Raw genomic sequence first — 23,194 nt, 5'->3', positions numbered from 1 at the left:
ATCCCCCGATCGGGCGTACGGACCTCGAATGCCTACGATGACCTGCGGTGCAGTGCCTGCCGGGCCTGATCGGGCGACCGGGCGGCGCGTTACCGGGGGCTGCCCGTCAGGAGCGCATAAGGCTGGAGTAGGGTTTGGCCCGCATAAGCATTCAAACCGTGCCCGTGGACGGGTCGCCGGGGAGGCTCACCACCTTTCTCGGGGCGACGCGAAGGCGGGCGAGACTTCGGGAAGGCGCTACGTGAGTCCCAACGGCTCCGACCGCTCGCCGCGGCGCACGATGCGGCGGAAGCTGCCTCAGGCGCTGGCACTGGGCCTCGTCATCGCTACCGCCACCGGCTGCTCGGCCAACGACCTCCCCAGGCTTGGCCTCCCGAGCCCCGTCACCAAGGAAGGGCCGATGGTCCTCCAGATGTGGCAGGGGTCCTGGATCGCGGCGCTGGTGGTCGGCGTACTGATGTGGGGTCTGATCATCTGGAGCGTGATCTTCCACCGGCGCAGCCGCACCGGCGTGGAGGTCCCCCCGCAGACCCGGTACAACGTGCCCATCGAGGCGCTCTACACCGCGGTCCCCATCATCATCGTCTCGGTGCTCTTCTACTTCGTCGCCCGCGACGAGTCGAAGCTGATCAAGGTTTCCGAGAAGCCGCAGCACATGGTCAACGTGGTCGGCTTCCAGTGGAGCTGGGCGTTCAACTACGAGAACACCGAGACCCCCGACCCGGCCAACAAGAACGCCGCGTACGAGGTCGGTACTCCGAAGGACGTGCCGACGCTCTGGCTGCCGGTCAACGAGACGGTGCAGTTCCGTCTCACCTCGCGTGACGTCATCCACGACTTCTGGCCCGTCAACTTCATGATGAAGATGGACGTCGTCCCGGGCGTGGTGAACAAGTTCGAGGTCACCCCGACCGTCAAGGGCGAGTACATGGGCAAGTGCGCCGAGCTGTGCGGCACGGACCACTCGCGCATGCTGTTCAACGTCAAGGTCGTCGACCGCGCCGAGTACGACAAGCACCTGGCCGATCTCCGTGACAAGGGCCAGGCCGGTGCCGTGCCCTCGGGCCTGATCACCATGGGAAGTGAAGAGAAGTGACCATCCTCAACGAGCCCGCCGCGGCCGGCGGGGGCGCCGAGGCCGTCACGGTCGGGGCGCAGCGGACCCGGAAGCCGGGTTCGACCATCATCAAGTGGCTCACCACCACGGACCACAAGACGATCGGCACCCTGTACCTGGGCACGTCGTTCGCCTTCTTCCTGATCGGCGGCATCCTCGCCCTGGTCATGCGCGCCGAACTCGCTCGCCCCGGGACGCAGATCCTGTCGAACGAGCAGTTCAACCAGGCGTTCACGATGCACGGCACGATCATGCTGCTGATGTTCGCGACGCCGCTGTTCGCGGGCTTCGCGAACTGGATCATGCCGCTGCAGATCGGCGCCCCGGACGTGGCCTTCCCGCGTCTGAACATGTTCGCGTACTGGCTGTACCTGTTCGGCTCGATCATCGCCGTCGCCGGTTTCGTGACCCCGAACGGCGCCGCCAACTTCGGCTGGTTCGCCTACTCCCCGCTGTCGGACGCGGTTCACTCGCCCGGCATCGGCGGCGACATGTGGATCATGGGTCTGGCCTTCTCGGGCTTCGGCACGATCCTCGGTGCGGTCAACTTCATCACCACGATCATCTGCATGCGCGCCCCCGGCATGACGATGTTCCGGATGTCGATCTTCGTCTGGAACACCCTGCTGACCGCCGTGCTGGTCCTGCTGGCCTTCCCGGTCCTGGCCGCCGCGCTGTTCGCCCTCGAGGCCGACCGCAAGTTCGGTGCCCACGTCTTCGACCCGGCCAACGGCGGGGCGATGCTGTGGCAGCACCTCTTCTGGTTCTTCGGCCACCCCGAGGTCTACATCATCGCGCTGCCGTTCTTCGGCATCATCTCGGAGATCATCCCGGTCTTCAGCCGCAAGCCGATGTTCGGCTACTCCGGCCTGATCGCGGCCACCATCGCGATCGCCGGTCTGTCTGTGACGGTGTGGGCGCACCACATGTACGTCACCGGCCAGGTGCTGCTGCCGTTCTTCTCGTTCATGACCTTCCTGATCGCCGTTCCGACCGGTGTGAAGTTCTTCAACTGGGTCGGCACGATGTGGAAGGGCTCACTGAGCTTCGAGACGCCGATGCTGTGGACGGTCGGCTTCCTGGTCACCTTCCTCTTCGGTGGTCTGACCGGTGTTCTGCTGGCCTCCCCGCCGATCGACTTCCACGTCTCGGACTCGTACTTCGTCGTCGCCCACTTCCACTACGTGGTCTTCGGCACCGTCGTCTTCGCGATGTTCGCCGGCTTCCACTTCTGGTGGCCGAAGATGACCGGCAAGATGCTGGACGAGCGCCTCGGCAAGATCACCTTCTGGACGCTGTTCTTCGGCTTCCACGCCACCTTCCTGGTGCAGCACTGGCTCGGCGCGGAGGGCATGCCCCGCCGCTACGCCGACTACCTGGCCTCGGACGGCTTCACCACGCTGAACACCGTCTCGACCATCGGCTCCTTCGTGCTCGGCCTGTCGATCCTCCCGTTCCTCTACAACGTGTGGAAGACCGCCAAGTACGGCGAGAAGGTCGAGGTCGACGACCCGTGGGGCTTCGGCCGCTCGCTCGAGTGGGCGACCTCCTGCCCGCCGCCGCGGCACAACTTCCTCACGCTGCCGCGCATCCGCTCCGAATCCCCGGCCTTCGACCTCCACCACCCGGAGATCGCCGCGCTGGACTACCTGGAGAACCACGGTGAGCCGGCCAAGCACCTCGCCGGTGTGACCCCCGCGAAGTACGACGCCCCGAAGCTGGGCAAGGGCAAGACGGAGGGTGACGTCTGATGAAGGAACAGGGAAAGATCTTCCTGGGCCTGTCGGTCTTCGTCCTGGCCATGGCCATCACGTACGGCCTGTGGACGAACAACTCCGACACCGGCATCGAGGCCGCCGGTACGACCGCGCTGTTCCTGGCGTTCTCGCTGTGCGCGTTCATCGGGTACTACCTCGCCTTCACCGCCCGCCGGGTGGACAGCGGCGCGGGTGACAACCCCGAGGCCGAGGTCGCGGACGACTCCGGCGAGCTGGGCTTCTTCGCCCCGCACAGCTGGCAGCCGCTCTCGCTGGCGCTCGGTGGCGCCCTCGCCTTCCTGGGCGTGATCTTCGGCTGGTGGCTGATGTTCTGGGCCGCCCCGATCATCCTGGTCGGCATCTTCGGATGGGTCTTCGAGTTCTACCGGGGCGAGAACCAGAACCAGTAGGTTCCGGCTCACCCCACGAGGGCCGGTCCTCCCGCACGGGAGGACCGGCCCTTTTGCGTTCCCGAGGGTGAGGACCTCACCCGCCCGGGCGAACGAGGGGACGCTCGGATGTCGCTCGACCGAGGGATGTTCCTACGATCTGATCAATCGTGCGAACCCTCGGAGGCGGTCATGGCCGACAGGCGCGGAATAGCGGGTATCGGCGGCATCTCGCTGGCCCTGGCACTGCTGACCCCGCTGGCCGCCTGCTCCTCCGGCGGCGAGGACGATCCCGGCACGCCGCACCGGATCGACGCGGGCCCGCTGGTCCACCTCTCGGCCGAGGGCAAGGCCGACCCGTCCAAGCCGGTCACCGTGACCGCCGTGGACGGCAGCAGGCTCACCGACGTCACCGTGGTCGGCCCGGACGGCCGGGTGGTCGCCGGGAAGCTCGCCGAGGACCAGCGCAGCTGGCAGACCACCGGCCGCCTCAAGGCCGGCACCGCCTACGCCGTGCGGATCTCCGCCGACGACGGGAGGAACGGCCGCGGCGACACCACCGCGAACTTCACCACCCTCGCCGCCCAGCGCCTGCTCACCGCCAAGCTCGGCCCGGACTCCTCCGGCAGCGGCGTCTACGGCGTCGGCCAGCCGCTCACCGTGCAGCTCTCCGAGGCCGTCAAGGACCCGCAGGCCCGTCAGGAGGTCGAGCGGGCCCTCAGCGTCACCTCCCAGCCGGCCGTCACGGGCGCCTGGTACTGGGTGGACGACAAGGACCTGCACTTCCGCCCCGAGGACTACTGGCCCGCCGGGACGACCGTCTCCCTGGCCTTCGAGGGCACCGGCAGCCTGATCTCCGACGGGCTGTACGGCGGGGACCGCAGCGCGCTGCGGCTGAGGATCGGCGAGCGCGTCGAGTCGGTGGTCGACGCGGCCACCCACGAGCTCACCCTCAAGCGCGACGGCGAGGTGGTCCGGACGATCCCGGTCACCACCGGCAAGCCCGGCTTCGACACCCGCAACGGCGTCAAGGTGGTGCTCGGCCAGGAGCGCTCCGTCCGGATGAACGGCGAGACGATCGGCATAGCCGCCGGCAGCACCGAGTCCTACGACCTCGACGTCCTGTGGGCCACCCGGGTGACGTGGAGCGGGGAGTACGTCCACGCGGCGCCCTGGTCGGTCGGCTCGCAGGGCTACGAGAACGTCAGCCACGGCTGCACGGGCATGAGCACCGACAACGCCAAGTGGTTCTACGACAACACCCGGGTGGGTGACCTGGTGACGGTGGTCAACAGCCACGGCGCCGTGATGGAGCCCTTCGGCAACGGCTTCGGGGACTGGAACGTCGCCTGGGCGTCCTGGGTCAAGCACAGCGCCCTGGGCCAGCCCCTCAGCACCACCGGCCCCGCCGCCCAGGCCCCGGCCGCCGGGATCATCCGTCCCGAGGTCTGACCCGAGCGCTGGCCCGAGGTCCGACCCGAGGGGCCTGACGCGCGGACGCCCTACGCCTGCGGCAGGACAGCCCGCAGGGCGCCGTCCACCGCGGCCAGGGCCTCGGCCCGGGTGAGCCCCAGCCGGGCGGCCCGCTCGGCGAACTCGGCGGCGGCCGCGGCGGCCAGCCGGTGCGCGGTGTCCCCGGTGGCGGCGATCAGCGTCCCGCGCCGCCCGTGGGTCTCCACCACCCCGTCCGCCTCCAGCTCCTTGTAGGCCCGGGCGACCGTCCCGGCGGCCAGGCCCAGCTCCTCGGCGAGCGCCCGTACGGTCGGCAGCCGCAGCCCGGTGGGCAGCTCACCGGAACGCGCCCGGTCGGCGATCTGGGCGCGGATCTGCTCGTACGGGGGAGTGGCGGCGGCGGGGTCGACGGACAGCTGCACGGGGGCCTCCAGACACGGTGCGGGTACGGAAAGGCCCGAGGGCCGCCGACCAGATGAACTCTGGTCAGCGGCCCTCGGGGTGACGCTGTGCGCGTACGGGATCAGTGGTGGCCGTGGCCGCTGGTGATCTCGTGGTGCTCCTCGGCGGTCGGCTTGGGGATCTGGCCGGCCTCGCCGTAGAAGCCGCGGGAGAGCTTGGCCCGGGTACGGGTGAGGATGCCGGCCTTGCGGGCCACGCCGTTCTCGTCCGTCTGGGCCGGGAGCTGGACCGGCTGGATCTGCTCGTGGGCGGTCAGCTTGTGCAGGTCGCCCTGCGGCAGCTGGGCGTGCACCTCGACGAACTCACCGTGCGGCAGCCGCTTGATGACACCCGTCTCGCGGCCGTGCAGCACCTTCTCCTTGTCACGGCGCTGGAGGCCGAGGCACCAGCGCTTGGTGACGATGAAGGTGATGACCGGGACGGCAAAGAAGCCGACGCGGACGAAGTAGGTGATGGTGTTCAGCGACATGTGCAGGTGGGTGGCGAACAGGTCGTTGCCACCACCGATCAGCAGCACCAGGTAGAGGCTGATCCAGGCGGCACCCAGGGCGGTGCGGACCGGGGCGTTGCGCGGGCGGTCCAGGATGTGGTGCTCGCGCTTGTCGCCGGTGATCCAGCCCTCGATGAACGGGTAGACCGCGATCGCGACCAGGACCAGCGGGAAGACCACCATCAGCGGGATGAACACGCCCAGGTTCAGGGTGTGACCGCCCCAGACGCTGATCTCCCAGCCCGGCATGACACGGATCAGGCCCTCGGAGAAGCCCATGTACCAGTCGGGCTGGGCGTCGGTCGACACCTGGTCCGGACGGTACGGGCCGTACGCCCAGATCGGGTTGATCGAGGCGATCGCCGACATGGCGGCGATGATGCCGAACACCAGGAAGAAGAAGCCACCGGCCTTGGCCATGTAGACCGGCATCAGCGGCATGCCGACGACGTTCTTCTCGGTCTTGCCCGGGCCCGCCCACTGGGTGTGCTTGTGGTAGAAGACCAGGATCAGGTGCGCCACCAGCAGGCCGAGCATGATGCCCGGGATCAGCAGCACGTGGATCGTGAAGAACCGCGGCACGATGTCGTGGCCGGGGAACTCGCCCCCGAAGAGGAACATCTGGACGTAGGTGCCGATCAGCGGGGTCGCGAGGACCGCGCCCTCCATGAAGCGGATACCGGTGCCCGACAGCAGGTCGTCCGGCAGCGAGTAGCCGAAGAAGCCGTCGAACATGCCCAGGACCAGCAGCAGGAAGCCGAAGACCCAGTTGATCTCACGCGGCTTGCGGAACGCGCCGGTGAAGAACACGCGCATCATGTGCACGAGCATCGCGGCCACGAAGACCAGGGCGGCCCAGTGGTGGATCTGACGGATCAGAAGACCGCCGCGGACCTCGAAGCTGATGTCCACCGTCGACTTGTACGCCTCGGACATGCCGATGCCCTTGAGCGGGATGTACGAGCCGTCGTAGATGACCTCGCCCATGGAGGGCTTGAAGAACAGCGTCAGGTACACGCCCGTCAGGATGATGATGACGAAGGTGTAGAGGCAGATCTCGCCCAGCATGAAGGACCAGTGGTCCGGGAAGATCTTGCGCAGGTTGGCCTTGGCGAGGGAGTAGATCCCCAGCCGGCCATCCGTCCAGTCAGCGGCGGCTTCCCACTTGTTGGCGGGCTTTTCGCGCGTGCTGGAGGGCTTGGCGGCACCGGAGGTGGTGCTGCTCGCGCTACTCATCGAGCACGCTCCCAGAAGCTCGGGCCGACGGGCTCCGCGAAGTCGCCGGTGGCGACCAGGAAGCCCTTCTCGTCAGTGGTGATCTTCAGCTGCGGCAGCGGGTGGCCGGCCGGGCCGAAGATGACGCGCGCGCCGTCCGCCAGGTCGAAGGTCGACTGGTGGCAGGGGCAGAGCGCGTGGTGGGTCTGCTGCTCGTAGAGGCTGATCGGGCAGCCGACGTGGGTGCAGATCTTCGAGTAGGCGAGGATGCCCTCGAAGCCGAGGCCCTTGGACTTCTCGTCCTTGATGTCCTCCGGCGCGATGCGCACCAGCATCAGGGCGTCCTTGGCGATCTGCTGCTGGAAGTCCTCGTCGTGCGTGGTCATACCCTTGGGCATGGCGAAGGTCAGCGACCCGACGACGATGTCCTCGGGCTTCAGCGGCAGCATGGTGCTCATGTTGACGAGCTCCAGCGGCTGGGCCTCGGTGGCCTTCTTCCAGCCGGTCTCGGCCAGCTTCTTCTCGGGCAGCGGGCCCAGGTCGCGCAGCAGGACCACGCCGGAGAGCGGGACCAGCGCCATCGAGCCGATGAGCGTGTTGCGGATCATCTTGCGGCGGCCGAAGCCGGACTCCGCGGCACCGGTCCTGAACTGCCCGATGACGTCCGCGCGGACCTCGTCGTCGGCCTCGATCGGGTGGCGCTCGGCCGGGATCTCGACGTCCGACATCAGGGTGCGGGCCCAGTGGACCGCACCGGCGCCGATCATGAACAGCGCGACGCCCAGGGTCAGGCCCAGCGCGAAGTTCAGCGCGCTGACGTGACCCAGCGGGAAGATGTAGACGATCTTGTCCGGGTCGATGGCCACGTACGAGACGATGAAGCCGACCGTGGCGACCATGGACACCAGGAACATCAGCGAGACCTGGCGCTCGGCGCGCTTGGCGGCTCGCTCGTCGATGTCGGTGCGACGCGGCTCGTGGGCCGGCAGGCCCGGGTCGGCGAACGGGTTGCCGTGGTCGGCGACCTCGCCGGCGGAGCCGTGGGACTCCGGCAGGTTCTCTTCTGACATGTCGTGGCTCATGACTTCTTGGCCTTGGTGGTGTGGGCGGCGACCCAGATCGCGACCGCGATGAGCGTGCCGAGCCCGAAGATCCAGCCGAACAGACCCTCGGTCACCGGACCGAGGCTGCCGAGCGTGAGACCACCGGGGTTGGGCTCCTCGCTGGTGGTGTGGCGGACGAAGGCCACGATCTGCTTCTTCTGCTCCTCGGGCATCGTGCTGTCCGGGAACGACGGCATGTTCTGCGGGCCGGTCTGCATGGCCTCGTAGATGTGCTTGGCGTCGACGCCCTCGAGCGACGGGGCGTACTTGCCCTTGGTCAGGGCACCGCCCTGGCCCGCGAAGTTGTGGCACTGGGCGCAGTTGGTGCGGAACAGCTCGCCACCCTTGGAGATGTCCTCCGGGTTGGTCGAGTTGTACTGCGCCGGCTTCGGCGTGACCGGGCCGGGGCCGAGCGAGCCGATGAACGCGGCGAGCTGGTCGATCTGGGCCTGCGAGTAGATGTTCTTCTTGCGCGGCACCTGGGCGCCGGGCTGCTGGGCGGGCATGCGGCCGGTGCCGACCTGGAAGTCGACGGAGGCGGTGCCGACGCCGACCAGGCTCGGGCCGTCGCTGCTGCCCTGGCCGTTCAGACCGTGGCAGGAGGAGCAGCCGACGGCGAAGAGCTTCTTGCCCTCTTCGATGTCGAGCGACTGCGCGGCGACCTCGGCCTGCGCCTTGTCGGCGGGCGCGAACGCGGCGTACAGCCCCCCGGTTGCCGCCAGGGCGAAGAGTAGGACGACCAGCGCCGCCAATGGGTGGCGCCGTCGTGCGGAGAGCTTTTTCACGGAATAACCCCGGTGTCAGGATCTGGTCGACTGGTGGGTGCACCCGGCGGCCGGTCTGGCCGGCACGAGGCTGCCTCTCTAGGGCTGCGCGCGCGGTCGGTCGGTGGGAGCGTCGGCACCGGCAGAAGCGGCCCTGCGCCGGTGAGGGCGGGGGCCGCAGCCGGTGGCCAGCGACCTGATCAGCTGGTTACTTGATCAGGTAGATGGTCGCGAACAGGCCGATCCACACGACGTCGACGAAGTGCCAGTAGTACGACACGACGATCGCCGCGGTGGCCTGCTCGTGCGTGAAGCGCTTGGCTGCGTACGTCCGTCCCAGGACCAGCAGGAAGGCGATCAGACCACCCGTCACGTGAAGACCGTGGAAGCCGGTGGTCAGGTAGAACACCGTGCCGTACGGGTCGGAGGACAGCGAGAGGCCGTCCTTCTTGACCAGCTCGGTGTACTCGAAGATCTGACCGCCGATGAAGATCGCGCCCATGAAGAACGTCAGGATGAACCACGCGCGGAGCTTCTTCACGTCCCCGCGCTCGGCGGCGAACACGCCGAGCTGACAGGTGAGCGAGGAGAGCACCAGGATCGTGGTGTTGCCCGCGGAGAAGGGGACGTTGAGGGCATGAGCCTTCTCGGTCCAGAACTCGGCCCCCTTGACGGAGCGGAGCGTGAAGTACATCGCGAAGAGGGCCGCGAAGAACATCAGCTCGGAACTGAGCCAGACGATCGTTCCGACGCTGACCATGTTCGGTCGGTTGACCGATCCATGCGCGTGCCCGGTTTCTACTGCTGTTGCTGTCGCCACGACGGACATTATGTCGGTCCCTTATTCCGTCTTCACGCCGGGGGGTGTCCCTCGGAGTGTCCGGTGCGTGCGATATGCCCGCTTGAGGGTGCGTGGGGGGCACCCGGGGGGTGCCGATGGCGGCTGAGCAGGGGCGTGTCCCTTTTCTGACGGTTCCTCGAAGGGGGCCGTTGCACCGTTCGGGTGGACCGGGCCGGAGCGGGTGACGGGGTGTCCTCCAGGCGGGCGAGCGCCGGGCGCGGCGGCTTGAGGAGGAAGGTGTGCGCGGGGGAGCCGGTGAGGGGGTAAAGCGGAGTAGCATCCGGATCAGGCGAACGTGGTCCGGATCACACTTGAGGGAGCAGGGTCCCATGGCGTACACGACCTCCGAGACGCTCACCGTCCTGGTCTACAGCGACGACCGCAACACCCGCGAGCAGGTGCTGACGGCTCTCGGCCGCCGGCCCGCCGAGGACCTTCCGGAGATCTCCTACCTGGAGTGCGCGACCACCCCCGCGGTGATCAAGGCGCTGGAGAAGGGCGGGGTGGACCTCTGCGTGCTGGACGGCGAGGCCGTGCCGGCCGGCGGGCTGGGGCTCGGGCGGCAGCTGAAGGACGAGATCTACGGCTGCCCGCCGGTGCTGGTGCTGATCGGCCGCCCGCAGGACTCCTGGCTGGCCGCCTGGAGCCGGGCCGACGCGGCGATCTCCCACCCGGTGGACCCGGTGGCGCTGGCCGACGCGGCCTCCGTGCTGCTGCGGGCGCGGGTGGCGAAGAGGACCCCGGCCGCGCGCTGAGCGGTCCCCGGCGTCGGCACCGGCGCCGGCCTCGATTCCAGGGCGTCTCAGTACTAGAGAAGACACCGCCGCGGGCGACCCGCCGCTCGATAGGCTGACTTCGACCGAACGGACGTCCCCCGTGGCGGGGGAACCGATGACAGTTGGAGTCAGCCATGGTGAACGTGAACCCTGCGAACGGCGGTAGCGACCCCGCGCAGGTGGTCCGCACCTGGCCGGACCTCCTGTCGGCGCTGTTGAACGGGGAGGACCTCGACCGCTCGGCCACCGCGTGGGCGATGGACCGGATCATGAGCGGCGAGGCTTCCCCGGTCCAGGTGGCCGGCTTCATGGTCGCGCTGCGGGCCAAGGGCGAGACCGTCGACGAGATCACCGGTCTGGTCGACGCGATGTACGCGCACGCCGAGCCGCTGGAGATCCCCGGGCCGGCGGTGGACATCGTCGGCACCGGCGGCGACCGGGCGAAGACCGTCAACATCTCCACCATGTCCGCGATCGTCGCCGCGGCCGCGGGCGCGAAGGTGGTCAAGCACGGCAACCGGTCCGCCTCCTCGGCGAGCGGCTCCTCGGACGTGCTGGAGAAGCTCGGGGTCAGGCTCGACCTGTCCTCCCGGCGGGTGGCCGAGGTGGCCGAGGAGGTCGGGCTCACCTTCGCCTTCGCGGCCAGGTTCCACCCCTCGATGCGGCACGCCGCCCCCGCCCGCAGCGGCCTGGGGGTGCCGACCTCCTTCAACATCCTCGGCCCGCTGACCAACCCGGCCAAGGTCACCGCGCACGCCATCGGCTGCTTCGACACCCGGCTCTCCGGGCTGATCGCCGGGGTGCTCGCCCGGCGCGGCTCCACCGCGCTGGTCTTCCGCGGCGACGACGGCCTGGACGAGCTGACCATCAGCACCACCTCGCGGGTGTGGATCGTGCGCGACGGCGGCGTCACCGAGACCACCCTCGACCCCCGGGACCTGGGCATCGAGCTGGTCGGCATCGAGGCGCTGCGCGGCGGGGACCCGTCGTTCAACGCCGAGGTCGCGCGCCGGCTGCTGGCCGGGGAGCGCGGGCCGGTGCGGGACGCCGTCCTGCTGAACACGGCCTCGGCGCTGGTGGCGCTCGACCTGGGCGAGGCGCCGCTCACCGAGCAGCTGGCGGCGGGCATGGCGCGGGCCGCGGAGGCGATCGACTCGGGCGCGGCGGAGGAGAAGCTGCGTCGCTGGTCGGCGGCCACCTCCCGGATCTGAGGCGGGAGTTGGGGGCCCGTACCGGTGCGCCGGTGCGGGCCCCTTCTCCTGTCCGGATGGTGGATACGCGTTTGACCACCCGACGTACGCGACCTAGAGTCTTCGCCAGGTCATGAGTGACAGCGCCAAGCCCCAGCTTGCTGTCCGGCAACCCTCCGTCCGTGGCGGGGTGCCCTGGGTGAGGACCGGGTCGCGCGGCGAATCGTCCGTGCGGCAAGCGCGGACACCGGACGATCAGCACTCCCGGGGTCCCTCACCCCGTGAAGGAGTGCATCCTCATGTCGATTGCCACCGAAATCTGCGCCCCCCTCGCCGTCCTCGGCGCCGACGTCCAGGTCCCGCTCGCCAGCGGTGACAAGGTCGGCTACGCGGCGCTGGACTACGCGGCCAGCTCCCCGGCGCTCCAGCGGGTGTGGGACGACGTCGCCGCGTACGCGCCGTACTACGGCAGCGTGCACCGGGGCGCCGGGTACCTCTCGCAGCTGTCCACCGACCTGTTCGAGCAGAGCCGCCGCACCGTCGCCGAGTTCCTCGGCCTGCGTGAGGGCGACCAGGTGGTCTTCACCCGGGCCACCACCGACTCGCTCAACCTGCTGGCCTCGGCCCTGCCCGCCGGCACCCGGGTGTTCGCCTTCGAGACCGAGCACCACGCCTCGCTGCTGCCCTGGGCGCACGCCGGACTGGACGTCAGCTACCTGCGGGCGCCGCGCTCCCGGGCCGAGGCGGTGGCCGCGCTGGACGCCGCGCTCGCCGAGGCCCCCGAGGGCCCCAAGCTGCTCTGCGTCACCGGCGCCTCCAACGTCACCGGCGAGCTGTGGCCGGTCACCGAGCTGACCGCGACCGCGCACCGGCACGGCGCCCGGGTCGTGCTGGACGCCGCGCAGCTCGCCCCGCACCACCGGGTGTCGGTGAGCGAGCTGGACGTCGACTGGATCGCCTTCTCCGGCCACAAGATCTACGCGCCGTTCGGCGCCGGCGTGCTGGCCGGCCGGGCGGACTGGCTGGACGCGGCCGAGCCGTACCTGGCCGGCGGCGGCGCGACCCGGACGGTGGCCCGGGAGGTGGACGGCTCGGTGGCCGTCCAGTGGCACACCGGCCCGGCGCGGCACGAGGCCGGCTCGCCCAACGTCATCGGCGCCTACGCGATCGCCTCGGCCTGCCGGGCGCTGACCGAGGCCGGGTTCGACGCGCTGGAGGCCCGCGAGCGGCAGCTGGTGGAGCGGCTGACGGCCGGGCTGGCGGAGATCCCGCAGGTCCGGGTGCTGAACCTGTTCGGCGCCGGCTCCGCGCGGGTGGGCGTGCTGTCCTTCGTCGTCCAGGGCTGGAACAGCTCGCACTTCTCGGCCGCGCTGTCCGCCGAGTACGGCATCGGGGTGCGCGACGGGCTGTTCTGCGCCCACCCGCTGGTGCGCACCCTGCTCGGGGACGAGGACGTCGCGCCGTCCGAGTGCGGGGCGCCGGAGCCCTCGCTGCCGGGCGAGCGCAGCCTCAACGCGATCCGGGTGAGCTTCGGGGCGGGGACGCCGGACGAGCACATCGAGCGGTTCCTGACCGCCGTCCGCGAGCTGGTCACGGACGGCGCGGCCTGGAACTACCGCAACGAGGGCGGGCGTTGCGTCGCCGACACCCGTCGCGGCTGAGACCTCTTCCTACGGCTACTCGTCCAGGCCCAGGGCGAAGGCCGCGTCCAGGTCGTGCTGGGAGTAGGTGCGGAAGGCGATCTGGGTCTCGGTGTGCGCCACGCCCGGGACCTTGTTGAGCCGGCCGGGGATGACGTCCGCCAGGTCGTCGTGCCGCCGGACGCGGACCATCGCCACCAGGTCGTAGCCGCCCGTCACGGAGTACACCTCGCTGACGCCTTCGAGGGCGGCGATGGCCTCGGCGATCTCCGGGATGCGGTCGACGCTGGTCTTGATCAGGACGATGGCGGTGATCACTGTTCGGCTCCTTCGTGAGGTGCCGCCAGCGTATCGGGCGTCAGCCGGGGCGTCGCGGGGGGTGGCCGACCACCGTGCAGGCGTAGAGGAAGCCCGCCGAGAAGCCGATCACGTGGACCAGGTACGCCACCCCCGGCCCGGCCGAGTGCACCGACCACCACTGGAGGGCGAACCAGAGGCCGAGCACCAGCCAGGCCGGGAACCGCAGCGGCAGGAACAGCAGCAGCGGCACGAGCGTCGTCACCCGGGCCCGGGGGTGCAGGCGCAGGTAGGCGCCGAGCACGGCGGAGATCGCGCCCGAGGCGCCGATCAGGACGCGGGTGGAGTCGGGTGAGTGCGCCTCGGCGAGCGCGAAGCCGTACGTGGCCAGGCTGCCGGCGGCCAGGTAGAAGAGGGCGAACCGTGCGCGGCCGAGGCGCTGTTCGACGGTCGGGCCGAACACGTGAAGGAAGAGCAGGTTGCCGAGCAGGTGCAGCCAGCCCGCGTGGAGGAACAGCCCGGTGAGCACCGACAGCGCCGGGTGCTTGCCCGGGGTCGGGGCGGCCGGGCAGCCGGGGACGGGGTCGGGGGCCTGGGCGAGCTGTGCGGACGTCAGGGGCCGGCCCGCCAGCAGCTCCGCCGGGACGGCGCCCCAGCGCTGCTCGTAGCGCTGCTCGGCGCAGACCCTGGCCTGCCCGGTGCCGTACAGCGGGTTGAGCCCGGCGGCCGGGCCGAGCAGGAACACCAGGGTGTTGAGCGCGATCAGGGCGTAGCTGACCGCCGGGACGGGCACGGCCGGGCGGCCGGCCGCGGCGCCGGTGCGGTCTGGGGCCGTGAGCGACACGCCCCTAAGCCTCCCTCCCGGGGCGGGAGATGACGCGGTGCGGTACGGCAGGTGGAGCAACGTTTTCCATCCCCTGAACCGGTGGCCCCGGTGGTTGCCCCAGGCAATAGGCTTGGGGGCGGGCGATCCCGCCTCCCGCCGCCGACGCCGGGGCTCCGGGGGGAGCGCCTGCGCCCACCCAGGGACCACCCGAGAGGACCCCCGATGACCGTCCCCGCCCTGACCCCCGAGACGCGCTGGCGCTGCACGCTGTGCGGCAACCTCACCCGCTTCGACGTGACCCGCACCGCGCGGGTGACCGAGTTCCTGCACTTCGACCTGGCCGGCGATTCCAAGGTCGAGGAGACGCAGGTCCACAGCGAGACGATCGAGTCGGTGCGGTGCCGCTGGTGCAACGCGGTGGACCAGGTCGAGCTGGTGGCCCGTCCGGGTGCCGAGGGCGCTGTCGAGGGTGCCGTCGAGGACGCGCAGGGCTGAGCCCCGCCGGTGCGGCGGCGGTGCGCCGCACGCCCGTCCGCCGCACGGGACAATACAGAACAAGACGCACGGAGCGTGACGACAGGGGCGGCCGAGGTCGCGCCCCGCTGGACCAGGATCGGAGCCGAGGACGTGGTGGACGCAGCGAAGGAGCCCGGCGAAGCGCAGGGGCTTCGGCCCGCTGCGCCGGAGCCGGTGCCGGGGGCGGAGCAGGCACCGTCCGAGCAGGTGCCCTCCGAGCAGGCGCCGTCCGAGCCGTCCGAGGACGAGGCGGAGCGGGCCGTCGAGAAGCTCGAGCGGCCGCTGCCCGAGGGGGTGCGCCGACGCGTCGTCGGCCTGGCCTCGGACGCGCTCGGCGGGCTTCCGGCGGCCGAGCTGCCGCAGAGCCTGCGCCAGTACGCCAAGTTCACCCCCGCGCGGCGGGCCAAGTACGCGGCCACCGCGCTGGCGGCCGCGCTGGAGTCGGAGCCGGCCTTCCGGGTGCGGATAGCGGAGAGGCTACGGCTGGGGCAGCCGGACCTGGTGAAGGCGCTGGAGTCCGGTTCCGTGCCCGGGGCCGCCGATCCGATGGACGTCGCGGCCGCCGCCTACCTGGTGCGCCCGGCCGGCTGGAGCCGGCTGGTCACCGAGGCGGGGGAGGAGGCCGAGCGGGCCGGTGCCGAGGGCGCGGCCGCGGAGGCTTCCCGGCTGGTCGAGAAGCTGCAGGCCGAGCTGGCGGAGCTCCGGGCCGGGGCCCGGGCCGACCTGGACCGCCAGCGGGCCGACGCCGAGGAGGTCCGGCGGGAGGCGGAGTCGCTGCGCAAGAAGGTGCGTTCGCTGGAGAGCGACACGCGCCGGGCGCAGGCCGAGACGCGCAAGCTGGCCGCGGAGCTGGAGGCGGCGAAGGCGCAGGCGTCGGCCGAGCGCAGCGCCGCCGAGGGCGAGGCGCGGCGGCTGCGGCACCGGGTCTCGGAGCTGGAGACCGCCGCCGAGCAGGGCCGCCGCTCGGCCCGCGAGGGGCGCAGCGTCGAGGACATGAGGCTGCGGCTGCTGCTGGACACCGTGCTGCAGTCGGCGCAGGGCCTGCAGCGGGAGCTGGCGCTGCCCGTCTCCCAGATCCGCCCGGCGGACCTGGTGGAGGCGGTGGTGCCGGGGGCGGCCTCGCCGCACGACGTGGCCCGGCGCGGGCTGGCGGAGGACGATCCGGCGCTGTTGGACCAGCTGCTGGCGATCCCGCAGGTGCACCTGGTGGTGGACGGCTACAACGTGACCAAGACCGGGTACCCGACGCTGCCGCTGGAGCAGCAGCGCATCCGGTTGCTGGGCGGGCTGGCGATGCTGGCGCAGCGCACGCAGGCGGAGGTCACCTGTGTGTTCGACGGGCAGGACCTGGACGTGCCGGTGATCATGGCGCCTCCGCGCGGGGTCCGGGTGCGGTTCAGCCGGACCGGGGAGACGGCGGACGAGCTGATCCGGCGTCTGGTGCGGGCCGAGCCGCAGGGCCGTCCGGTGGTGGTGGTCTCCGCCGACCGGGAGGTCGCGGAGGGCGTGCGCAAGGCGGGCGCGCGCCCGGTGGCCTCTGTGCTGCTGCTGAACCGGCTGTCGCGGCCCTGACCGGCCGCGCGGCGGAATGACCGCTGGTCAGCCGCAGGTGGGCGCGGGTGTGCGGATCTGGTGAAGTCAGGGAGAGAAGCGGAGTTCACGCCTTCGGGGGAGTGGCGGAACGCTTCGATCTTCTACTAGGGTCTGGCGTCAAACCTATTTTCCGGATTCTCACTCGTTCAGGTGAGTGTCGGGTCCGATGAAAGAAGGAGCCGGTCCCTTGGCCTCCCACCGCCGTCCCAAGCAGCCGAGCCGCGCGCGGGTCTCCGTGTTCACCGCTGCCGCTGCGACCGCGGTCGCCCTCTCGGCCCAGGTGGCCGCGCACGCTGCGCCCCAGCCGAACAAGGAAGACGTCAAGACGCAGATCGACAAGCTCCAGGAAGAGCAGGAGCAGGCGGCCGAGAAGTACAACGGCGCCAAGGAGCGGGCCGACCAGCTGCGCAAGCAGGCCGCGACGCTCCAGGACCAGGTGGCCCGCAGCCAGGAGCAGATGACGCAGCTGCAGACGGGCCTGGCCGGCGTGGCGGGCGAGCAGTACCGCACCGGCGGCATCGACCCGTCCGTCCAGCTGATGCTCTCCTCCGACCCGTCCGGGTACCTGCAGAAGGCGTCCAGCGTCCAGCAGGCCAGCGCCAGCCAGAGCGAGGCGCTCAAGGGGCTGCTGGAGCAGCAGCGCAAGCTCGACCAGGAGAAGTCCGAGGCGGCCGCCGTGCTGACCTCGCTGGACAGCACCACCAAGGACCTCAACCAGGCCAAGGCGGACGTCAACACCAAGCTCAAGGCCGCGCAGGACCTGCTGAACTCCCTCAGCGCCTCCGACCGCGCCGCGCTGAAGGCCCAGCAGGCCGCCGCCGACCGCGCCTCGCGCGGCTCGGACCGTGCGGACCTCGGCCCGCTGCCGCAGGCGAGCGGCTACGCGGGCGTGGCGGTCACCATGGCGATGAGCAAGCAGGGTTCGCCGTACGTGTGGGGCGCGACCGGCCCGAAGACCTTCGACTGCTCGGGCCTGATGGTCTGGGCGTACGGCCAGGCCGGCATCTCGCTGCCGCGCACCTCGCAGGAGCAGGGCAACGTCGGCACCCGGGTGCCCTCGCTGGACCAGGCCCAGCCGGGCGACCTGGTGATCTACGGCCCCGACCGCCACCACGTCGGGATGTACATCGGCAACGGCATGGTCGTCCACGCGCCGCACACCGGTGACGTGGTGAAGGTGATGAAGGCCGACGCTATGCCGATCAACACCATCCGCCGGGTCTGACGCCCCGACATCTCGTGACGTGCGCCACCTCCCGCCTCGGGGGGTGGTGCTCGCTTTTGACCGTCCCATGGCTGATTCATGAAATCAGATCAGCTATGCGTGGGGACGTGATCACGATCGGTCATTTTCACAAAAGAACTTGGGTAATCTTCCGTCTTTTTTCTGACAAGGATTTGAACGGATCACGGTTCAGTTACTAGGGTCGTGCCTCGAACCACCGCACTGTCGATCGCCCAGCCTGGGTGGCGGCGGTGGTTCCCGCCGAGTTCGCGAAGCAGCGGGGCAGGTCACGACGACTGTCCGACAGGGGAGCCCAGTAGTCGGGGCGCTGTGGAACGGAGCCGGGGAACCACGTTCCTCCGGGGTGAATCGGCGCCAGGTCGGCCGCTGGAACGGCCGTGAGGCGTCGTAGGGCAGCTTCCGGCCCGAACCCGTCAGCTCACCCGGTAGGCGGACGTGAAGAAGGAGCCCGCCTTCGTGGCGTCCCATCGTCGTCCCAAGCCCGCAGGCCGGGCCCGCGTCTCGATCCTGACCGGTGTCGCCGCCGCGGCCGTCGCGCTCTCCGCGCAGTCCGGCGCCCACGCCGACCCGCAGCCGAGCAAGGACCAGGTCAAGGAGCAGGTAGACCAGCTCAACGAGCAGGCCGAGCAGGCGAGCGAGAAGTACAACGCCTCGCAGGAGAAGCAGCAGACGCTGCAGAAGCAGGTCTCCGGCCTGCAGGACAAGATCGCCCGGCAGCAGGCCCAGGTCACCGACCTCCAGGGCGGCCTCGCCGAGATCGCCGGCGAGCAGTACCGCAACGGGGGCATATCCCCGACGGTCCAGCTGATGTTCAACTCCAGCCCGGACACCTTCCTCAACCAGGCCGGCACCCTGAACCAGGTCGGCGGCTCCCAGAAGAACCAGCTCAAGGAGCTCCAGGGCGAGCAGCGCAAGCTCGACCAGGACCGCAACGAGGCCCAGGGCAAGCTCACCGAGCTGGAGAGCACGACCAAGCAGCTCAAGGCCGACAAGGAAGCGCTCCAGGGCAAGCTGAAGGCGGCCCAGGACCTCCTCGCCACGCTGACGGAGCAGGAGCGCCAGCAGATCGCCGCCGCCGAGGCGAAGGCCGCCGCCGACGCCAAGGCCAAGGTCGACGCCGCGCAGCCGGCGCCCGCCCGCGCCTCGCGCGACAGCGCCCGTACCGACCCGGCGGCCTCGTCGGCGACCCCGGCACCCGTGATCGCCCCCGGCAGCTCGCACGGCGCGGCGGCCCTGCAGTTCGCGGCCTCCAAGATCGGCAGCCCGTACGTCTACGGCGCCAGCGGCCCCGGCTCGTTCGACTGCTCGGGCCTGATGGTCTGGGCGTTCAACCAGGCCAACGTCTCGCTGCCGCGCACCTCGCAGGAGCAGGCCCACGCCGGCACCCGGATCGGCGGCGACCTGTCCGGGGCGCAGCCCGGCGACCTCCTGATCTTCTACACCGACGCCCACCACGTCGGCATCTACGCCGGCAACGGCATGGTGCTGCACGCGCCCAAGCCGGGTGCCTCGGTGCGCTACGAGGCGGTCTCCAACATGCCGCTCGTGTCCGTCGTGCGGGTCTGATCCCGTCCGGCTCCTCCAGGCCCGGCCTCCCCTCGCGGGAGGCCGGGCCTGCGGCTTTGCCGGGTAGTCGTCCTGATGTCCGATTGGGGGGCGAATATTCGGGTCGGCGAGGGTTTGGACTCGATTGCCCGGACTCGCTAACGTCTGCCACCGGACTCCCGCTCCAGGGCCGCCCGTTCCGGGGCGGCGGCGAGGGCCCGCGCAGCAGGATAGGAGTCGCAGCCGCCATGCCCGTGCACCGCCGTTCCCGACTGCTCGCCCGTGCGCTGGTGCTGACCGCGGCCGCCACCACCGCCATCGGCGTCACCCCCGGCGGCAGCGCCCAGGCCGCGCCCGGCAGCCCGGACGCGCCCAGCCGCAAGGACGTCAAGTCACAGGTGGAGCAGCTGTACGACGAGGCCGAGCAGGCTTCGGAGAAGTACAACGCCGCCCTGGAGGCCCAGAAGCGCCTCCAGGGCGAGACCACCATCCTCCAGGGTGAGATCGCCACCGCGCAGGACGAGCTCAACGACCTGCGCGGGGACCTCGCCGCCGTGGCCGGCGCCGAGTACCGCGGCGGCGGGATGGCCAGGACCGCCCAGCTGATGCTCTCCAGCGACCCGGAGGGCTACCTCTCCAGGGCCCGGACGCTCGACCAGGCCGCCACCCGCCAGCAGGAGACGCTGCACGAGGTGGTCACCCGTCAGCGCCGCCTCGACCAGCGCCGCGCCGAGGCGGCGGGCAAGCTCGAGGCGCTGGAGCAGACCCGCCGCACCCTGGCCGACAGCAAGCAGGACATCCAGCAGCGCCTGGCCAAGGCGCAGAAGCTGCTCAACAGCCTCAGCGCCTCCGAGCGCGCCAGGATGACCGCCCAGGACGCCCGGGACGCCGAGCAGCGCGCCACCCGCGGCACCGACCGGCTCGACCTCGGCGACGCCCCGGCCGCCTCCGAGCGAGGGGCGGCCGCGCTGGCCGCCGCGGTGCGGATGATCGGCTCGCCGTACGTCTACGGCTCCACAGGGCCCCGTGCGTTCGACTGCTCCGGTCTGATGTACTACAGCTGGCGGCAGGCCGGAGTGACCCTGCCGCGGACCTCGCAGGCCCAGGCGTACGCAGGGCAGCGGATCAGCCTCTCCGAAGCGCGGCCGGGAGACCTGGTGATCTTCTATCGGGACATGCACCACGTCGGCATGTACGCCGGCGGCGGGGTGATCGTGCACGCCCCGTACCCGGGGGCCCGGGTGCGGTACGAGAGCGTCAACGCGATGCCCGTCTCCGGGGTGGTGCGGCTCTGAGCGCGCCGCCCTCCGGCCCGTCCGCCATAGCCGGCCGCACCCTCACCCGGCGCGGGGCCCTGCTCCTCGCCGCCGGAGGGCTGGCCCAGCTCTCCCTGCCGCCCGCCTCCCCGGCGGCGCCCGCCGCTCCCGCGGACGACCGGCAGGCCGTGGTGGAGGGGCTGCTGAGGGATCGGGCCTCGGCGCTGCCGGTGCCCGGGGCGAGGACGGCGCAGTACCGCGAGATCGTCCTCTCGGCGCCGGACGGGGGCCGAACGGACGGGGCCCAGCGGTTCACCGTCTCCGCCGACCTGGCCGTGCGGATCGACGGGTACGACGAGCAGCCGGTGGTGTACCCGCGCCGGCTCGAGGTGGCCCGGGCCGGGGACGGCTGGAGCATCGAGCGCGAGGAGCGGGCGGGCGGCCCCCCGCCCCTGTGGGACCTGGGCACCGTACGGACCGCCTCCGGCGCGCACTGCCGGATCCTCGCCCTCGACGCCGTGCCCGGCCTCATGGCCGTCATGGCGGCCATGACCGCGTTCGGGGACCGCGCCGTCGCGTCCGTCAGTGAGGTCTGGGGCAGCGCCTGGCCGGGCCGGGTGCTGTTCGAACTGCCCGCCACCCAGGCCCAGTTCGCCCAGCTGATGGAGTCCGACCCGGCGAGCTGGACGGGCATGGCGGCCGTCACCGTCGCCGCCCCCGGCGCCCCCGGGCACGCCCCGGCGGATCGGGTCGTCGTCAACCCCGACACCTACGGCAAGCTCAGCGACTTCGGCCGTCAGGTCGTGATCACCCACGAGACCACCCACGTCGCCACCAGGGCCGACACCCGCGCCTGGACCCCGCTGTGGCTCTCCGAGGGCGTCGCCGACTGGACGGCCTACCGGGACTGCGGCCGCACCCCGCAGCAGATCGCCCCCGAGCTGACCAGGGACGTCGCCGCCGGCCGCCTGCCCACGGCCCTGCCCGCCGACCGGGCCTTCGCCGCCGGGGCCGAGGGCATCTCCCAGGCGTACGAGCAGTCCTGGCTCGCCTGCGCGCTGATCGCCCGCCGCCACGGCCCCGACAAGCTGGTCTCCTTCTACCGCGCGGTCGGCGCCGAGGACGGGCAGGGCGAGGACCGCGACCACCGCACCGACCGGCTGCTCAGGGCCGAACTGGGCCTCGGGCTGGCCGAGTTCACCCGGCTCTGGCGGGACGAGGTGGCGGCGCTGGCCGCCTCCTGATCTGATCAGCCGCGCTTGGCCGGGGTGCCGGGCTGCTCGATGCCGTCGAGCAGGTCCTGCTCGTACGCGATGCCCGGGCGCACCGGCCAGGCATGGCCGGCAGGGCCCGCGGGGACCGGCTCGGGCTGCTCCAGCACCACCGTGGCCGGCAGCGGGGCCGCGGCGCGGGTGGAGCGCCACAGGCGGACGCAGGAGACCACGGTGGCGGCCACCAGCAGCAGGTTGCGCAGGCTCAGCACGGTGATCGCCAGCGCGTCGCTGCCGAGGACCTGGGTGAACAGCGTCGGGAACTCCAGCACCGTCAGCGGGCAGGCGAGCAGGATCAGCAGCGCCACCGGCCGCTGGCTGGTGCCGCGCACCGTCAGGCAGACCGCCGCGACGCCGACCAGCCAGACCAGGTACTGCGGGCTGATCACCCGGCTGGTCACGATGAAGATCAGCAGTGCGCACAGCGCCGCGTCGTACATGGTGGCCGCGTTGCGGCGCTTGGCGGTGTAGCGCCAGAACAGCAGCCAGGCGAAGCCCAGCACCGTGCAGGCCATCATCACCTTGCTGATCACCGGTACCCACGGCCCGAGCATCTCGGGGGAGCCGTAGTTCATGGTGACCTTGCCGTCCCAGGCACCGGCCAGCCGGGCGTAGTGCAGCGGAAGCGCGCCCACCGACTCCACCTCGATGCCGCGGGCCCCCTGGAAGGCCAGGAAGCCGAAGGCGCCGTTCATGCCGGCCGCGAGCAGGAAGCCCACCGAGACGGCGGTGGCCGCCGCCAGCGTCCAGGCCCGGCGGGTGCGCCGACCGGACGGGGTGCCGATCAGGCCCAGCAGCGGCCAGATCTTGACGATGCCGCCCAGGCCCAGCAGCAGCCCGCCGACCGCCGGGCGCCGTACCAGCGCCAGCAGGCCGGCCACCGCGAGGGCCGTGACGATGATGTCGAAGCGGTTGTAGATCATCGGGCCGAGCAGCGGCACGGCCACCACCCAGAGCCAGGCGCCGGTCAGCGCCCGCCCCTTGCGCAGGCCCGTGCGCACCAGCACGGCGAGCGCGACGGCGTCGGCGATCCCGCAGATCACCCAGAAGGAGACCAGGTACGACCAGGGCAGCAGGCCCGGCAGCAGGATGATCAGGGCGGCGCCCGGCGGGTACTGCCAGGTGACGTCGTCGAACGGGAAGGTGCCGGTGTGCAGCACGCCGTACCAGGCGTGGTAGATCATCCAGACGTCGGCGGTGACGTCCCCGCCGGGCGCCTTGAGCACGCCGGTCATCAGCAGGACCAGCAGCGTCCTGCCCGCGACCCAGGTCGCGCCGAGCGCCGCCAGCGCCCCGAGCGGGCGGCCGAGTCGGCCGCGCGCAGAACCGGGCTCGGTGGCCGGGGCCAATTCCACTGCGCTCCCTCGTTCGTCTCGACGTCCCCACCGGAGGCGTCGTAAGGACGGACGCCCGGGCCGTGCCTCGAAGCCTCGAAAGCCCGAAGTCCC

General features: G+C 71.1%; 21 protein-coding genes and 2 riboswitches. Of the genes, 13 read left to right on the top strand and 8 right to left on the bottom strand.

Annotation, left to right across the window (positions count from 1 at the left end):
- Positions 1 to 241: 241 nt before the first annotated feature.
- The 4 genes from coxB to IH61_RS0120765 all read left to right on the top strand — a co-directional run bounded on the left by coxB (position 242) and on the right by IH61_RS0120765 (position 4,715).
- Positions 242 to 1,096, top strand: a complete 855-nt coding sequence (coxB, locus tag IH61_RS0120780; protein WP_031071946.1) for a cytochrome c oxidase subunit II — start codon at positions 242 to 244, stop codon at positions 1,094 to 1,096.
- Complete coding sequence (gene ctaD, locus IH61_RS0120775; RefSeq protein ID WP_031071943.1) at positions 1,093 to 2,868, top strand: cytochrome c oxidase subunit I; 1,776 nt, start codon at positions 1,093 to 1,095, stop codon at positions 2,866 to 2,868. The genes coxB and ctaD overlap by 4 nt, the downstream gene beginning before the upstream one ends.
- On the top strand, positions 2,868 to 3,284 hold the full coding sequence (locus IH61_RS0120770) for a cytochrome c oxidase subunit 4 (RefSeq protein ID WP_031071941.1): 417 nt from the start codon (positions 2,868 to 2,870) through the stop codon (positions 3,282 to 3,284). The genes ctaD and IH61_RS0120770 overlap by 1 nt, the downstream gene beginning before the upstream one ends.
- 171 nt (positions 3,285 to 3,455) lie before the next feature.
- On the top strand, positions 3,456 to 4,715 hold the full coding sequence (locus IH61_RS0120765) for a L,D-transpeptidase (RefSeq protein WP_031071939.1): 1,260 nt from the start codon (positions 3,456 to 3,458) through the stop codon (positions 4,713 to 4,715).
- Between the two features lie 50 nt (positions 4,716 to 4,765).
- On the opposite strand, the gene IH61_RS0120760 is transcribed toward IH61_RS0120765, so the two are convergent.
- From IH61_RS0120760 to IH61_RS0120740, 5 genes are all read right to left on the bottom strand, one after another.
- Positions 4,766 to 5,137 (bottom strand): GntR family transcriptional regulator, encoded by a 372-nt coding sequence (locus tag IH61_RS0120760; protein WP_031071937.1) that lies wholly within the window; start codon positions 5,135 to 5,137, stop codon positions 4,766 to 4,768.
- 101 nt (positions 5,138 to 5,238) lie between these two features.
- Positions 5,239 to 6,903, bottom strand: coding sequence for a cytochrome b (locus IH61_RS0120755; protein WP_031071935.1), 1,665 nt, complete (start codon positions 6,901 to 6,903; stop codon positions 5,239 to 5,241).
- Positions 6,900 to 7,952 carry a ubiquinol-cytochrome c reductase iron-sulfur subunit gene (locus IH61_RS0120750; RefSeq protein WP_031071933.1) on the bottom strand — a complete coding sequence of 351 codons (1,053 nt, stop codon included), beginning with the start codon at positions 7,950 to 7,952 and terminating at the stop codon, positions 6,900 to 6,902. The genes IH61_RS0120755 and IH61_RS0120750 overlap by 4 nt, the downstream gene beginning before the upstream one ends.
- An 8-nt stretch (positions 7,953 to 7,960) precedes the next feature.
- Positions 7,961 to 8,770 (bottom strand): c-type cytochrome, encoded by an 810-nt coding sequence (locus IH61_RS0120745; RefSeq protein ID WP_031071931.1) that lies wholly within the window; start codon positions 8,768 to 8,770, stop codon positions 7,961 to 7,963.
- A 187-nt stretch (positions 8,771 to 8,957) separates the two neighbouring features.
- Entirely contained in the window at positions 8,958 to 9,578 is a 621-nt protein-coding gene (locus tag IH61_RS0120740) for a cytochrome c oxidase subunit 3 (protein ID WP_031071929.1), read from the bottom strand.
- A gap of 341 nt (positions 9,579 to 9,919) precedes the next feature.
- Between IH61_RS0120740 and IH61_RS0120735 the strand changes: the two genes are divergently transcribed.
- The 3 genes from IH61_RS0120735 (at position 9,920) to IH61_RS0120725 (ending at position 13,217) form a co-directional block, all read left to right on the top strand.
- Positions 9,920 to 10,345 carry a hypothetical protein gene (locus IH61_RS0120735; protein ID WP_031071927.1) on the top strand — a complete coding sequence of 142 codons (426 nt, stop codon included), beginning with the start codon at positions 9,920 to 9,922 and terminating at the stop codon, positions 10,343 to 10,345.
- A gap of 155 nt (positions 10,346 to 10,500) precedes the next feature.
- Positions 10,501 to 11,577, top strand: coding sequence for an anthranilate phosphoribosyltransferase (gene trpD, locus IH61_RS0120730; protein WP_031071926.1), 1,077 nt, complete (start codon positions 10,501 to 10,503; stop codon positions 11,575 to 11,577).
- A gap of 108 nt (positions 11,578 to 11,685) precedes the next feature.
- Positions 11,686 to 11,803: riboswitch (SAM riboswitch) on the top strand.
- Between the two features lie 52 nt (positions 11,804 to 11,855).
- Positions 11,856 to 13,217 (top strand): aminotransferase class V-fold PLP-dependent enzyme, encoded by a 1,362-nt coding sequence (locus tag IH61_RS0120725; protein WP_031071924.1) that lies wholly within the window; start codon positions 11,856 to 11,858, stop codon positions 13,215 to 13,217.
- A gap of 15 nt (positions 13,218 to 13,232) precedes the next feature.
- Here the strand turns inward: IH61_RS0120725 and IH61_RS0120720 are convergent, their stop codons facing one another.
- Both IH61_RS0120720 and IH61_RS0120715 read right to left on the bottom strand, forming a co-directional pair.
- The gene (locus IH61_RS0120720; protein ID WP_031071922.1) at positions 13,233 to 13,514 is read right to left on the bottom strand and encodes an Lrp/AsnC family transcriptional regulator; all 282 of its coding nucleotides are present in this window, start codon (positions 13,512 to 13,514) and stop codon (positions 13,233 to 13,235) included.
- A 40-nt stretch (positions 13,515 to 13,554) separates the two neighbouring features.
- Positions 13,555 to 14,337 (bottom strand): rhomboid family intramembrane serine protease, encoded by a 783-nt coding sequence (locus IH61_RS0120715; RefSeq protein WP_078911274.1) that lies wholly within the window; start codon positions 14,335 to 14,337, stop codon positions 13,555 to 13,557.
- Between the two features lie 204 nt (positions 14,338 to 14,541).
- Between IH61_RS0120715 and IH61_RS0120710 the strand changes: the two genes are divergently transcribed.
- The 6 genes from IH61_RS0120710 to IH61_RS0120685 all read left to right on the top strand — a co-directional run bounded on the left by IH61_RS0120710 (position 14,542) and on the right by IH61_RS0120685 (position 21,719).
- Positions 14,542 to 14,814 (top strand): hypothetical protein, encoded by a 273-nt coding sequence (locus IH61_RS0120710; RefSeq protein WP_031071917.1) that lies wholly within the window; start codon positions 14,542 to 14,544, stop codon positions 14,812 to 14,814.
- Between the two features lie 228 nt (positions 14,815 to 15,042).
- On the top strand, positions 15,043 to 16,407 hold the full coding sequence (locus IH61_RS0120705; protein ID WP_031071915.1) for an NYN domain-containing protein: 1,365 nt from the start codon (positions 15,043 to 15,045) through the stop codon (positions 16,405 to 16,407).
- Between the two features lie 208 nt (positions 16,408 to 16,615).
- Positions 16,616 to 17,653, top strand: a complete 1,038-nt coding sequence (locus IH61_RS0120700; RefSeq protein ID WP_031071914.1) for a C40 family peptidase — start codon at positions 16,616 to 16,618, stop codon at positions 17,651 to 17,653.
- A gap of 316 nt (positions 17,654 to 17,969) precedes the next feature.
- A riboswitch (cyclic di-AMP (ydaO/yuaA leader) is annotated at positions 17,970 to 18,120 on the top strand.
- Positions 18,121 to 18,130: 10 nt separating this feature from the next.
- A complete protein-coding gene (locus IH61_RS0120695) occupies positions 18,131 to 19,240 on the top strand; it encodes an NlpC/P60 family protein (protein ID WP_031071912.1) in 1,110 nt (369 codons plus the stop codon).
- Positions 19,241 to 19,467: 227 nt separating this feature from the next.
- Positions 19,468 to 20,514 (top strand): C40 family peptidase, encoded by a 1,047-nt coding sequence (locus tag IH61_RS0120690; protein WP_031071910.1) that lies wholly within the window; start codon positions 19,468 to 19,470, stop codon positions 20,512 to 20,514.
- A 149-nt stretch (positions 20,515 to 20,663) separates the two neighbouring features.
- Positions 20,664 to 21,719: a hypothetical protein gene (locus IH61_RS0120685; protein ID WP_051837562.1), complete on the top strand. Its 1,056-nt coding sequence runs from the start codon at positions 20,664 to 20,666 to the stop codon at positions 21,717 to 21,719.
- A 5-nt stretch (positions 21,720 to 21,724) separates the two neighbouring features.
- Here the strand turns inward: IH61_RS0120685 and IH61_RS0120680 are convergent, their stop codons facing one another.
- Positions 21,725 to 23,101 (bottom strand): glycosyltransferase 87 family protein, encoded by a 1,377-nt coding sequence (locus IH61_RS0120680; protein ID WP_234327268.1) that lies wholly within the window; start codon positions 23,099 to 23,101, stop codon positions 21,725 to 21,727.
- Positions 23,102 to 23,194 lie beyond the last annotated feature (93 nt).

It is taken from the genome of Streptomyces sp. NRRL WC-3742 (genome assembly GCF_000720635.1).
Lineage (GTDB): Bacteria > Actinomycetota > Actinomycetes > Streptomycetales > Streptomycetaceae > Kitasatospora.
The sequence above is the reverse complement of the archived record's forward strand: the minus strand, read 5'-3'. Positions and strand labels throughout refer to the sequence as shown.

Excerpts from the sequence above, each read along its gene's own strand:
- IH61_RS0120770 (WP_031071941.1), top strand. The coding sequence starts at position 2,868 with ATGAAGGAACAGGGAAAGATCTTCCTGGGCCTGTCGGTCTTCGTCCTG.
- IH61_RS0120765 (WP_031071939.1), top strand. The coding sequence starts at position 3,456 with ATGGCCGACAGGCGCGGAATAGCGGGTATCGGCGGCATCTCGCTGGCC.
- IH61_RS0120755 (WP_031071935.1), bottom strand. The coding sequence starts at position 6,903 with ATGAGTAGCGCGAGCAGCACCACCTCCGGTGCCGCCAAGCCCTCCAGC.
- IH61_RS0120750 (WP_031071933.1), bottom strand. The coding sequence starts at position 7,952 with ATGTCAGAAGAGAACCTGCCGGAGTCCCACGGCTCCGCCGGCGAGGTC.
- IH61_RS0120740 (WP_031071929.1), bottom strand. The coding sequence starts at position 9,578 with ATGTCCGTCGTGGCGACAGCAACAGCAGTAGAAACCGGGCACGCGCAT.
- IH61_RS0120735 (WP_031071927.1), top strand. The coding sequence starts at position 9,920 with ATGGCGTACACGACCTCCGAGACGCTCACCGTCCTGGTCTACAGCGAC.
- trpD (WP_031071926.1), top strand. The coding sequence starts at position 10,501 with ATGGTGAACGTGAACCCTGCGAACGGCGGTAGCGACCCCGCGCAGGTG.
- IH61_RS0120725 (WP_031071924.1), top strand. The coding sequence starts at position 11,856 with ATGTCGATTGCCACCGAAATCTGCGCCCCCCTCGCCGTCCTCGGCGCC.
- IH61_RS0120710 (WP_031071917.1), top strand. The coding sequence starts at position 14,542 with ATGACCGTCCCCGCCCTGACCCCCGAGACGCGCTGGCGCTGCACGCTG.
- IH61_RS0120690 (WP_031071910.1), top strand. The coding sequence starts at position 19,468 with ATGCCCGTGCACCGCCGTTCCCGACTGCTCGCCCGTGCGCTGGTGCTG.